The sequence below is a fragment of the Streptomyces sp. NPDC051563 genome (assembly GCF_044454225.1).
Classification (GTDB): Bacteria; Actinomycetota; Actinomycetes; order Streptomycetales; family Streptomycetaceae; genus Streptomyces.
Map to the genome: position 1 here is coordinate 167190 of NZ_JBITDL010000014.1, position 12427 is coordinate 179616.

General features: G+C 72.9%; 8 protein-coding genes. All 8 read left to right on the plus strand.

All coding sequences use genetic code 11. The annotated features are described in order from the left end of the window. Nucleotides 1-5: 5 nt before the first annotated feature. The 8 genes from ACIA8F_RS18675 to ispG all read left to right on the plus strand — a co-directional run bounded on the left by ACIA8F_RS18675 (nt 6) and on the right by ispG (nt 12248). Nucleotides 6-1583: a PucR family transcriptional regulator gene (locus ACIA8F_RS18675; protein WP_399379975.1), complete on the plus strand. Its 1578-nt coding sequence runs from the start codon at nt 6-8 to the stop codon at nt 1581-1583. Nucleotides 1584-2345: 762 nt separating this feature from the next. After that, the gene (locus ACIA8F_RS18680; RefSeq protein ID WP_399379977.1) at nt 2346-3791 is read left to right on the plus strand and encodes an aldehyde dehydrogenase family protein; all 1446 of its coding nucleotides are present in this window, start codon (nt 2346-2348) and stop codon (nt 3789-3791) included. A gap of 210 nt (nt 3792-4001) precedes the next feature. Beyond that, nucleotides 4002-4727 (plus strand): thioesterase II family protein, encoded by a 726-nt coding sequence (locus ACIA8F_RS18685; RefSeq protein WP_399379979.1) that lies wholly within the window; start codon nt 4002-4004, stop codon nt 4725-4727. Between the two features lie 129 nt (nt 4728-4856). Then, nucleotides 4857-6881, plus strand: coding sequence for an acyl-CoA dehydrogenase family protein (locus ACIA8F_RS18690; protein WP_399379981.1), 2025 nt, complete (start codon nt 4857-4859; stop codon nt 6879-6881). Nucleotides 6882-6909: 28 nt separating this feature from the next. Beyond that, nucleotides 6910-8310 carry a hypothetical protein gene (locus ACIA8F_RS18695; protein WP_399379982.1) on the plus strand — a complete coding sequence of 467 codons (1401 nt, stop codon included), beginning with the start codon at nt 6910-6912 and terminating at the stop codon, nt 8308-8310. Nucleotides 8311-8330: 20 nt separating this feature from the next. After that, entirely contained in the window at nt 8331-9584 is a 1254-nt protein-coding gene (dxr, locus tag ACIA8F_RS18700) for a 1-deoxy-D-xylulose-5-phosphate reductoisomerase (protein ID WP_399379984.1), read from the plus strand. Next, entirely contained in the window at nt 9581-10882 is a 1302-nt protein-coding gene (locus ACIA8F_RS18705) for a M50 family metallopeptidase (RefSeq protein ID WP_399379985.1), read from the plus strand. Before dxr ends, ACIA8F_RS18705 begins: the two co-directional genes overlap by 4 nt. Nucleotides 10883-11090: 208 nt before the next feature. Next, on the plus strand, nt 11091-12248 hold the full coding sequence (ispG, locus tag ACIA8F_RS18710) for a flavodoxin-dependent (E)-4-hydroxy-3-methylbut-2-enyl-diphosphate synthase (RefSeq protein ID WP_243337575.1): 1158 nt from the start codon (nt 11091-11093) through the stop codon (nt 12246-12248). Nucleotides 12249-12427: the final 179 nt, after the last annotated feature.

Sequence of the window (12427 nt, forward strand, 5' to 3'; positions counted from 1 at the left end):
TACCCATGCCGCTCACCCTCGCCTCGCTCGTCCAGCACTCGGCGCTCAAACTCAGCGTCCGGGCCGGGGAGGGCCGCCTCGACACCCCCGTGCGCTGGGCCCACGTCAGTGAGCTCGCCGACCCCGTGCCCTACATGGAGGGCGGGGAGCTCCTCCTCATCACCGCGATGAAGCTGGACGCGGAGGACCCCGAGGAGATGCGGCGCTACGTGCGCAGGCTCGCCGCGGCCGGGGTCGTCGGCATCGGCTTCGCCATCGGCGTGAACTACGACGCCGTCCCCGAGGCGCTCGTCGACGCCGCCACCGCCGAGGACCTGCCGCTGCTCGAGGTGCCCCGGCGCACCCCGTTCCTCGCCATCAGCAAGGCCGTCTCCGCCGCCCTCGCCGCCGACCAGTACCGGGCCGTGACCGCCGGCTTCGAAGCACAGCGCGAGCTCACCCGGGCCGCGCTGTCCGCCGACGGGCCCGCCGAACTCCTCACGAAGCTGGCGGCGCACGTGCACGGCTGGGCCGCCCTCTACGACACCTCGGGCGCCGTCGTCGCGGCCGCCCCCGACTGGGCCGCACGCCGGGCCGCCCGGCTCACCCCCGACGTGGAACGGCTGCGGGAGCGGCCCGCCCCGGCCAGCGCCGTGGTCGGCGGCTCCGAGGACCGGGTGGAACTCCAGTCGCTGGGCACCGGGCGGCGGGCGCGCGGAGCCCTCGCGGTCGGCACCGGGGCCCCGCTCGGCACGGCGGAACGGTACGCCGTCCACTCCGCGGTGGCCCTGCTCACCCTCACCACCGAACGCTCCCGCTCCCTGCACGACGCGGAGTCCCGGCTCGGCGCCGCCGTGCTGCGCATGCTGCTCGCCGGTCAGGCGGAGCACGCCCAGGCCGTCGCCGGAGACCTGTACGGAGCCCTGCTCGACGCACCGTTCCGGATCCTCGTGGCGGAACCGGCCCTGGCCGGCACGGCCCAGCCGGAAGGGCTGGCGCTGCTGGCCGACGCCGTGGAATCGGCGGCGGCGCGCACGGGGGAGACCCTGCTCGTGGTGCCGGAGCCCGGCCGGCTCGTGGTCCTGGCGGCCGACGGGGGCTCGGCGGTGCAGGCCTGCGTGACCCACGCGGAGGCACTGGAATCGCGCCGCGGCCGGGAGGCGGCCGAACCGGAGCCGGACGAGCTGGTCCTCGGCCTGTCCGCACCCGCGGGAGCCTCCGGCGTGGCGGCGGCCTTCAAACAGGCCGACCAGGCCCTGGCCGTGGCCCGGCGGCGCGGCCGCCCGCTCGTCGAACACGAGGACCTGGCCGCGGGCTCGGTCCTCCCCCTCCTCGCCGACGACGCGGTACGGGCCTTCGCGGACGGCACGCTGCGGGCGCTGCGCGAGCACGACGAGAAGGGGCGGGGCGACCTGGTGGCCTCCCTCCAGGCCTGGCTCTCCCGCCACGGGCAGTGGGACGCGGCCGCCGCCGACCTGGGCGTCCACCGCCACACCCTGCGCTACCGCATGCGCCGCGTGGAGGAGATCCTCGGCCGCTCCCTCGACGACCCGGACGTCCGCATGGAACTGTGGCTAGCCCTGAAGGCCACCGCGCCTTCTTAACGCGCCGCCCCTTTTCGACGCGCCGCTCGCACCGCTGCGCGGGCCCCTTTTCGACGCGCCGCTCGCACCGCTGCGCGGGCTTCGCGTCGCTGCGCCGGACTCCGTCCGGCGGTGGCCGGTCGGGGCTGTCGCCATGGCCGTCCTGGCGGGGGTCCGGTGGGCGGGTGCGGCTGGGTGGGCCCTGCGGGGCAAGGTCCCCTACCCGCCCTTCGCCCGTTCCCCGGGCTTTGCCCGGACCCGTTGCCGGGTGCGGCGCCGTTGCCGGGGGCCAGCCCCCGGGCCCCCGCTCCTCAAACGCCGGAGGGGCTGATTGTGGCCGGCGTTCGGCTGGATGTGCGCGGGGCGGGCTGGTTTGCCGCGGAGCGGCACAATCCAGCCCCGCCGGCGTTTGAGGCGCGGGGTCTGGGGCGGAGCCCCAGAAGGGGTCCGGGCGCAGCCCGGGGAACGGGCGAAGGGCGGGTAGGGGAACTCCGCCCCGCGCAGCGGCCGCCCCCGGTGCAGCCGAGCCCGCCGCTGGCGCAGCCGGGCCGCCCGGAGCCTCGTACGGCCGGGCCGCCCGGAGCCCCGTACGGCCGGGCCGGTCGGAGCCCCGTAGAAGCCCCCGGCAGGGCCCCGCACGGGCGGCTGCCGCCCCGACACTGACAAAGCGGCGCGCCGCGCCCCGCACGTACTCCACCCCGGACAAACGCCGAAACCCCGCCGGAGTCCTACGGTGGAGGGGACAAGGACCCACCGCACACACTCCGAAGGGCCGGGATCAGCATGACTTCCACCCACGCCTTCTGGCTCGCCGGCCGCCAGGCCACGGGCGACGACAGCTTCGACGTCCACTCCCCGTGGGACGGCCGCCTGGTCGGTACCGTGAGCGTCCCGACCGACGCCCAGGTCGAAGAGGCCGTGGCTGCCGCGTACGCCGTGACGGCGGAGTTCTCCGCGACCCCGGCCCACGTACGCGCCGAGGCCCTGGCCCACGTGGCCCGCCGCCTCGCCGAGCGCACGGAGGAGATCGCGCTGCTGATCTCCGCCGAGAACGGCAAGCCGATCAAGTGGGCCCGCGGTGAGGTCGGCCGTGCGGTGTCCGTGTTCCGCTTCGCCGCCGAAGAGGCCCGCCGCTTCAACGGTGGAGAGGCCCAGCGCCTGGACACCGACGCCGGCGGTGTCGGCCGCCTGGCCCTGACCCGCCGCTTCGTCAAGGGTCCGGTCCTGGGCATCGCGCCCTTCAACTTCCCGCTGAACCTGTGTGCCCACAAGGTGGCCCCCGCCATCGCCGTCGGCGCGCCGATCATCCTGAAGCCGGCCCCGGCCACCCCGCTCTCCGGTCTGATCCTCGGCGAGCTGCTCGCCGAGACCGACCTGCCGGCCGGTTCCTGGTCCGTGCTGCCCGTCGCCAACGACAAGATGCCGGAGCTGGTCAAGGACGAGCGCCTGCCCGTCATCTCCTTCACCGGTTCGGACAAGGTCGGCTACGCCATCCAGCAGGCCGTGCCCCACAAGCACTGCACCCTGGAGCTCGGCGGCAACGCCGCGGCCGTGGTCCTGGAGGACTGGTCCTCGGAGGCCGACCTCGACTGGGCCGCGAACCGCATCGCGACCTTCTCGAACTACCAGGCCGGCCAGTCCTGCATCGGCGTACAGCGCGTGATCGCCGACGCGGCGGTCTACGACCGCCTGGTCGAGAAGGTCGTCGCCAAGGTCCGCGAGCAGGTCACCGGAGACCCGAACGACTCCGCCACCGACGTCGGCCCCCTCGTCTCCGAGGACGCCGCCAAGCGGGTCGAGTCCTGGGTCGACGAGGCCGTGGCCGCCGGCGCCAAGCTGCTCACGGGCGGCAAGCGCGAGGGTGCCTCGTACGAGCCCACCGTCGTCGCGGAGGTGCCCGAGGGCGTCACCCTCGCCACCGAGGAGGTCTTCGGACCGGTCCTCACCCTGCGCCGGGTCGAGAACACCGACGAGGCCTTCGCCGCCGTCAACGACTCGAAGTTCGGTCTGCAGGCCGGCGTCTTCACGCGGAACATCCAGACCGCGTTCCGCGCCCACCGCGAGCTGGAGGTCGGCGGCGTGATCGTCGGCGACGTCCCGTCCTACCGCGCCGACCAGATGCCGTACGGCGGCGTCAAGCAGTCCGGCGTGGGCCGCGAGGGCGTGCGCTATGCGATGGACGACTACACCTACGAGCGGGTCCTGGTCCTCAGCGGCCTCGACATCTGACCGAACTCGTACGGCCACCAAGCCGACGGCCGGAGCCTACTGTGCGGGGGCTCCGGCCGTCTTCTTTGCGTTGTGCGGCGGGGGAGCGTGCCCCCGGCCCGTCCCCCGGAGCCCCGGGCCGCCGCCGTCGTGTGGCAGGGTCGTGGGCGCCCGGGTGCGCGGTCCCACGCCGCCCGGCGAGACGATCCCGGCCGACGAAACGAGTCGCACGTGTCCTACCTGGTCCGCCACCGTCCCGTGGATGACCCCGCCCTGCGCCTGGTGTGCTTCCCGCACGCGGGAGGCGGCGCGGCCTTCTTCCGCGACTGGCAGGGTTACCTGGAGCCTTCCGTCGAGGTCGTGGCCGTGCGGTACCCGGGACGCGAAACCCGCATGGGCGAACCCCTGATCCCGACGATGGACGCGCTGTCGCCGCAGATCGCCGCCGAGCTCCTGGCCGAAACCCGCGTGCCCACGGTGTTCCTCGGGCACAGCATGGGCGCGGCCGTGGCGTACGAGTGCCTCCTGCGCCTCGAAGCCGCCGGGGCGGACCACGTCACGCGCCTGTGCGTCTCGGGCCGCGGGCTCCCCGTGCCCGCCGCCGTGGTCCCGCCGCGCAGCGACGAGGACCTGATCGCGGCCGTCACCTCGCTGGGCGGTCCCCACGTGGCCATCTGGCAGAACCAGGAGCTGCGCGAGCTGTTCCTGCCGGTCATCCGCAACGACTTCCGCCTCATCGACACCTACCGCCGCCGCGAGGACGCCCCGCCGCTGCGCGCGGACGTCATGGCCCTCACGGGCGACCGCGATCCCCGGGTCACCCCGCTCGGCGCGCAGGCCTGGTCGGCGGTCACCGCGGGCGCCTTCACGTCCCACGTCTTCGAGGGCGACCACTTCTACCTCGTCCCGCACGCGGAGCGGGTCGCCCGGCTGGCCGTGGAGCGGCACGGCGCCTGAACGGGCCGCGGAGCGGGCTGCGGCCGTCCCTCTTTTACCGCCGCTTCCCCACCGTCCGAAACGGGTACGACTCACTGGTAGCACCCACCGGTAAGCACCCCCTCTCTCGGCGGCGAGGTGAGCCCCCTCATGTCGGCAACACAGCCCGCACAGCCCGTTCCGCCCCCGGAGCCGGCACGGCCCGGACAGTCCGGACAGTCCGGACAGTCCGCGCAGTCCGTGCCGTCCGCACCGCCCAAGGTGACCGAGCGCGAGGCACGGCAGGTCGCGGAAGCGGCCCGGGAACAGAACTGGCAGCGGCCGAGCTTCGCCAAGGAGCTGTTCCTCGGCCGGTTCCGGCTGGACCTGATCCACCCCCATCCGCTCCCCGCCGAGGAGGACGTCCGCCGCGGCGAGGCCTTCCTGGCCCGGATGCGGGAGTTCTGCGAGACCTCCGTCGACGGAGCGCGCATCGAGCGCGAGGCGAAGATCCCCGACGAGACCGTGCGCGGGCTCAAGGAGCTCGGCGCGCTCGGCATGAAGATCGACCCGAAGTACGGGGGCCTCGGCCTCACCCAGGTGTACTACAACAAGGCGCTCGCCCTCGTCGGCTCCGTCAGCCCGGCCATCGGCGCCCTGCTCTCCGCCCACCAGTCGATCGGCGTGCCCCAGCCGCTGAAGATGTTCGGCACCCAGGAGCAGAAGGACGCCTACCTGCCGCGCTGCGCGACCACCGCCATCAGCGCCTTCCTCCTCACGGAGCCGGACGTGGGCTCCGACCCGGCGCGCCTGGCGACCACGGCGGTCCCGGACGGGGAGGACGCGTACGTCCTGGACGGGGTGAAGCTCTGGACCACCAACGGGGTCGTCGCCGACCTCCTCGTGGTCATGGCCCGGGTGCCGAAGAGCGAGAACCACCGCGGCGGGATCACCGCCTTCGTCGTGGAGGCCGACTCGCCGGGCATCACCGTCGAGCACCGCAACGCCTTCATGGGCCTGCGCGGCCTGGAGAACGGCGTCACCCGCTTCCACCGGGTCAGGGTCCCCGCCGCCCAGCGCATCGGCGCCGAGGGGGCCGGCCTGAAGATCGCGCTGACCACGCTGAACACCGGCCGGCTGTCGCTGCCCGCCATGTGCGTGGGCGCCGGGAAGTGGTGCCTCAAGATCGCCCGCGAATGGTCCGGAGTGCGCGAGCAGTGGGGACGGCCGGTCGGCCTGCACGAGGCCGTCGGATCCAAGATCTCCTTCATCGCGGCCACCACCTTCGCCCTGGAGGCCGTGGTCGACCTGGCCTCCCAGATGGCCGACGAGGACCGCAACGACATCCGCATCGAAGCGGCGCTCGCCAAGCTCTACGGCTCCGAGATGGCCTGCCTGATGGCCGACGAGCTGGTCCAGATCCGCGGCGGGCGCGGCTTCGAGACCGCCGAGTCCCTCGCCGCCCGCGGCGAGCGGGCCGTCCCCGCCGAGCAGATGCTCCGCGACCTGCGCATCAACCGGATCTTCGAGGGATCCACCGAGATCATGCACCTGCTGATCGCCCGCGAGGCCGTGGACGCCCACCTGTCGGTGGCCGGCGACCTCATCGACCCGGAGAAGGCCCTGGGCGACAAGGCGAAGGCGGGCGCCCGCGCCGCCGGGTTCTACGCCCGCTGGCTGCCCCAGCTCACCACCGGCGCCGGCCAGGTCCCCGGCACCTACCGGGCCTTCCATCCGAGCGGCCACCCCGACCTCGCCACGCATCTGCGCTACGTCGAACGGGGCTCGCGCAAACTCGCCCGGTCCACCTTCTACGCCATGTCCCGCTGGCAGGGCCGGATGGAGACCAAGCAGGGGTTCCTGGGCCGGATCGTCGACATCGGCGCCGAGCTCTTCGCCATGAGCGCGGCCTGCGTGCGCGCCGAGCACCTGCGGGCCTCCGGCGAGCACGGCCGCGAGGCCTACCAGCTGGCCGACGCCTTCTGCCGGCAGTCCCGGCTCCGCGTGGAGGAGCTCTTCGGACGGCTCTGGGACAACACCGACGACCTGGACCGCAAGGTCGTGGCCGGGGTCCTGTCCGGCACCTACACCTGGCTGGAGGAAGGGATCCTCGACCCCTCCGGGGACGGCCCGTGGATCGCCGACGCCGCCCCCGGCCCCTCCACCCGGGAAAACGTCCACCGGCCGCTGCGCTGAGCTGAAATCATCGCCCGACATCAGACAGATGTACGAGGATGAGTACGGGTACGAGTCCGGGTACTGGTACCCGTACGAGCACAGCGCGAGGCGGACGAGAACGATGCCGACGGCCGAGGAAGACCGCACCAGCCGACGGCTGGCCTGGTGCGTGGCGCACCTGCTGCGCCACGCACCCGACCACGTCGTCACCGACATGATCGGCCGGCTCGACGAGCCCGCCTTCAAGTACCTGTGCCGCGACGAATGGCTGGCGGCCTCGACCGTCACCCTGCTGCTGCGCCACGGAGACGAGGCCGCCCGCAACTACGTCGCCCGCAACCCCCGCGTCGTGGGCCGGCCGCTGCCCGGCCTGCCCGGGCCCGCCCGGTACGCCCGCCGCCGGACCCCGCCGGAACTCCTGCCGGTGCTCCGCGCCGAGCTCGGCCGCGACCCGGACGGGGAGCCGCTCACCGCGGCCGAACTCATCGGCCTGCTCCGACGGCACGGCCGGCGCGGGCCGCGCGTCCCGCTGGACGTCCTGGCACTGCCCCACCGGCCCGACGTGGACCCGGAGGAACTGCTCGCCGAACACCGCCGCCTGCCCCTGCCGGCCGGCTCCGTCGAAGCCCTGCTGCTCGCCCTCGACCTGCCCCGGGAGACCGTCCACGGGCTGCTCGCCACCGCGGCGCCGGACGAGCCCCGCTGGTACCGGCCCGCCGTCCGCGCCGTGCGGATGGGGCGGGTCACGCACGAGGAGCTCGTCGCCCACGTGACCCCCGCGCGCCGCACCCTGCTCCTCGCCGCCCTGAACCGGCGCAAGGGCCTGCGCTGGACCCTGCCCGAACGGACCGGCATGCGCACCGCCGTCGCCCGGGCGCTGCGCCCCCTGCGCGACGACCCCCGGCTCTGGGCGGAGCTGCTGCGCCACGCCCCCGCCTTCCCCGGCACCCTGCCGGTCCTGGTGGCCCGCATCGTGCGCGGCACCCTGCCCGAGCCCGCGGAGGGGCCGCCGGTGCCCGGGCTCTCGGAGGCGGTGCGCTCCGTGGCGCCCGGCGGCGCCGAGCCCGCCGGGGGCGTGGACCGCGAACTGGCCCTGGCGAGCCTCGCGGTGCCCATGGAGTCCGGCCAGGAGGACATCCGCTGGGTGCGCGACTGCCTCGCCCGCGGGCTGCTCACCGGCGAGGACGTGATCCGGCACAAGGCGCCCGCCTGCTGGGCCCTGGACGAGGACCACTGGCTGGGTGAGGTGGACCACCCCGACCGGCACGCACCGGCCGCCCCGGTGATCGCCGCGCGGTCCGAGGCCGACCGGCTGTTCGCGCTGGCCCTCGGCTCCGACCCGGACGCCTGGTGGGCGGTGGCCCGTACCCTCCCGGACTTCGCCGGGACGCTCCCGCACCTTCTCCTTCGGGTCACGGATGGGGGCTCCGTGTCCGGCCGCCCCTGAGTTGCGGCAACAATGGGTCCATGAGCGACCGCCCATCCCCCCTCGCCGATCCGCACCTCCTCTTCGACCCCGCGGCCGGCCGTCGGGACATCGTCATCCTCGGCTCCACCGGGTCCATCGGGACCCAGGCCATCGACCTCGCCCTGCGCAACCCGGACCGGTTCCGGGTCACGGCCCTGTCCGCCGCCGGCGGCCGGGTCGCGCTGCTGGCCGAGCAGGCCAGGCTGCTGCGCGTGAACACCGTGGCCGTGGCGCGCGAAGACGTCGTACCGGCCCTCAAGGAGGCGCTGGACGCCGAGTACGGACCCGGTGAGCCGCTGCCCGAGATCCTCGCCGGCCCGGACGCGGCCACCGAGCTCGCCGCCTCCGCGTGCCACACCGTGCTCAACGGCATCACCGGTTCCATCGGCCTCGCGCCCACCCTCGCCGCGCTGCGGGCCGGGCGGACCCTGGCCCTCGCGAACAAGGAATCGCTCATCGTCGGCGGCCCGCTGGTGAAGGCCCTGGCGAAGCCGGGCCAGATCATCCCGGTCGACTCCGAGCACGCGGCGCTCTTCCAGGCCCTCGCCGCGGGCACCCGCGCCGAGGTGCGCAAGCTCGTGGTCACCGCCTCCGGCGGGCCCTTCCGCGGCCGCACCCGCGCCGAGCTGGCCTCGGTCACCGTGGAGGACGCCCTGGCCCACCCGACCTGGGCCATGGGCCCGGTGATCACGGTCAACTCGGCGACCCTGGTCAACAAGGGGCTGGAGGTCATCGAGGCGCACCTGCTCTACGACATCCCCTTCGAGCGGATCGAGGTCGTGGTCCACCCGCAGTCGTACGTGCACTCCATGGTGGAGTTCACCGACGGCTCCACGCTGGCCCAGGCGACCCCGCCGGACATGCGCGGCCCGATCGCGATCGGTCTCGGCTGGCCCCAGCGGGTCCCGGACGCGTCCACCGCCTTCGACTGGACCAAGGCCTCCACCTGGGAGTTCTTCCCGCTGGACACCGAGGCCTTCCCGGCGGTGGGCCTGGCCCGGCACGTCGGCGCGCTGGGCGGCACCGCGCCCGCCGTGTTCAATGCGGCGAACGAGGAGTGCGTAGAGGCGTTCCTGGCCGGTCGGCTCCCGTTCACAGCAATCATGGATACGGTCTCTGCCGTGGTCGATGAACACGGGACCCCCGCCGAGGGAACTTCCCTCACGGTCGCGGACGTCCTTGAAGCGGAGACCTGGGCCAGGGCCCGGGCACAGGAGATGGCGGCACGGGCCGCCCTGGAGGCGCGCGCATGACGCTACTGCTGACCTTGATCGGCGTGCTCGTCTTCGTGGTCGGGCTGCTCTTCTCGATCGCCTGGCACGAGCTCGGCCACCTCTCCACGGCCAAGCTCTTCGGCATCCGCGTGCCCCAGTACATGGTCGGCTTCGGCCGGACCGTCTGGTCGCGCAAGAAGGGCGACACCGAGTACGGGCTCAAGGCCATCCCGATGGGCGGCTACATCCGCATGATCGGGATGTTCCCGCCGGGGGAGGACGGCAAGATCACCGCCCGCTCCACCTCGCCGTTCCGCTCGATGATCGAGGACGCGCGCTCGGCGGCGTACGAGGAACTGCAGCCGGGCGACGAATCGAAGCTCTTCTACACGCGCAAGCCGTGGAAGCGCGTGATCGTGATGTTCGCGGGACCGTTCATGAACCTGGTCCTGGCGATGGCGATCTTCTTCGGCGTGTGGATGACCTTCGGGGTGCAGCAGACGACCACCCAGGTCCAGACCGTCACCGACTGCGTGATCAAGCAGAGCGAGAACCGCGACACCTGCAAGGCCGGCGACCCGGCGGCCCCGGCCAAGGCCGCGGGCGTGCAGGCCGGCGACAAGATCGTGGCCTTCCAGGGCAGGCCGGTAAAGGACTGGGACGCCCTCCAGAAGGACATCCGCAACACCATCGGACCCGCCACCCTCACCGTCCTGCGCGACGGGCAGAAAGTCACCCTGAACGCGAGCCTCGTGGAGAACCGCGTGGGCAAGACCGACGGCCACGGCGGCTACGTCAAGGGCGAGTACGTCTCGGCCGGCTACCTCGGCGTCGGCCCGAAGTCCGTGATCGCCCCGCTCACCTTCACCCAGTCCGCGGACCGGGTCGGCGAGGTCGTCCAGAGCAGCGTGCAGGGCCTGGCCCAGCTCCCGGGCAAGATCCCGGCCCTGTGGAACTCGGTCTTCAACGGAGCCGAGCGCGAGCCCGACTCCCCGATGGGCATCGTCGGCGCCGCCCGGATCAACGGGGAGATCGCCGCCCTGGACATTCCGAGCGAGCAGCGGATGTCGATCATGCTGAACGTCCTGGGCATGTTCAACCTCTCCCTCTTCCTGTTCAACATGCTGCCCCTGCTGCCCCTGGACGGCGGGCACATCGCGGGCGCCCTGTGGGAGTCGGTCCGGCGGGCCTTCGCCCGGGTGTTCCGGCGCGCCGACCCGGGCCCGTTCGACGTGGCGAAGCTGATGCCCGCGGCGTACGTGGTGGCCGGAGTCTTCCTCTGCTTCACCCTGCTGGTCCTGGCCGCAGACGTGGTCAATCCGATCAAAATCACCTGATCGAAAGACCGGCGGGCCGCCTGCGCATCATCGTGCGGGCCGTCCCTACAGCATGGGCATCGGAGCCGGGCACGCATCGTGCCCGGCTCCCTACGTTCGGGTGGCGCCCGACCGGCGATGCGCGGGAGCCGTGCCGGTTGGCGTAATCTCGGACGTTGGAGCCCGCCGATCCCGGCACCTATATCCACACCTTGGGGTTGCACAGCAGATGACTGCCATCTCTCTCGGAATGCCGGCCGTGCCGACGAAGCTTGCCGACCGCAGGGTCAGCCGCAAGATCCAGGTCGGCTCGGTCGCCGTCGGCGGGGACGCACAGATCTCCGTGCAGTCGATGACCACCACCAGGACCTCCGACATCGGGGCCACGCTCCAGCAGATCGCGGAGCTGACCGCGTCCGGCTGTGACATCGTCCGCGTGGCCTGCCCGACGCAGGACGACGCCGACGCACTCGCCGTGATCGCGAAGAAGTCGAACATCCCGGTCATCGCCGACATCCACTTCCAGCCGAAGTACGTGTTCGCCGCGATCGACGCGGGCTGCGCCGCCGTCCGCGTGAACCCCGGCAACATCAAGCAGTTCGACGACAAGGTCAAGGAGATCGCGCGGGCCGCGAAGGACGCCGGCACCCCGATCCGGATCGGCGTCAACGCCGGCTCGCTCGACGCCCGACTGCTGAAGAAGTACGGCAAGGCCACGCCCGAGGCGCTGGTCGAGTCCGCCCTGTGGGAGGCCTCCCTCTTCGAGGAGCACGGCTTCAGCGACATCAAGATCTCGGTCAAGCACAACGACCCGGTGGTCATGGTCAACGCCTACCGGCAGCTGGCCGCCCAGTGCACCTACCCGCTGCACCTCGGCGTCACCGAGGCCGGCCCGGCGTTCCAGGGCACGATCAAGTCCGCCGTCGCCTTCGGCGCGCTGCTCTCCGAGGGCATCGGCGACACCATCCGCGTCTCCCTGTCGGCCCCGCCGGTGGAGGAGATCAAGGTCGGCATCCAGATCCTGGAATCGCTGAACCTCAAGCCCCGCCGCCTGGAGATCGTCTCCTGCCCGTCCTGCGGCCGCGCCCAGGTGGACGTCTACAAGCTGGCCGAGGAGGTCACGGCGGGCCTGGAGGGCATGGAGGTCCCGCTGCGCGTCGCGGTCATGGGCTGCGTCGTCAACGGCCCCGGCGAGGCCCGTGAGGCCGACCTGGGCGTCGCCTCCGGCAACGGCAAGGGCCAGATCTTCGTCAAGGGCGAGGTCATCAAGACCGTTCCCGAGTCGAAGATCGTCGAGACCCTCATCGAAGAGGCGATGAAGATCGCCGAGCAGATGGAGAAGGACGGCGTGATGTCGGGCGAGCCGACCGTCGCGATCGGCGTCTAGCCTCCGGCTTCCGGTTTTCCGACTTCCGACCTCCGGTTTCCCGTGACGGGCCCGGAGCCGCACCCGCGGCTCCGGGCCCGTCGGCGTATCGGCCTTCGGCGCCGGCGGCCCCGGACCAGCCGTGAGATGCAGATCGGAAGAGCGGCGTGTTGGGAAAGAGTGTGTTGGGTTGTGTAGAT

Bases quoted from the DNA above. Each gene is read 5' to 3' on its own strand.
- ACIA8F_RS18680 (WP_399379977.1), top strand. From the start codon at position 2,346: ATGACTTCCACCCACGCCTTCTGGCTCGCCGGCCGCCAGGCCACGGGC.
- ACIA8F_RS18695 (WP_399379982.1), top strand. From the start codon at position 6,910: ATGTACGAGGATGAGTACGGGTACGAGTCCGGGTACTGGTACCCGTAC.
- ACIA8F_RS18705 (WP_399379985.1), top strand. From the start codon at position 9,581: ATGACGCTACTGCTGACCTTGATCGGCGTGCTCGTCTTCGTGGTCGGG.
- ACIA8F_RS18690 (WP_399379981.1), top strand. From the start codon at position 4,857: ATGTCGGCAACACAGCCCGCACAGCCCGTTCCGCCCCCGGAGCCGGCA.
- ispG (WP_243337575.1), top strand. From the start codon at position 11,091: ATGACTGCCATCTCTCTCGGAATGCCGGCCGTGCCGACGAAGCTTGCC.
- ACIA8F_RS18675 (WP_399379975.1), top strand. From the start codon at position 6: ATGCCGCTCACCCTCGCCTCGCTCGTCCAGCACTCGGCGCTCAAACTC.
- dxr (WP_399379984.1), top strand. From the start codon at position 8,331: ATGAGCGACCGCCCATCCCCCCTCGCCGATCCGCACCTCCTCTTCGAC.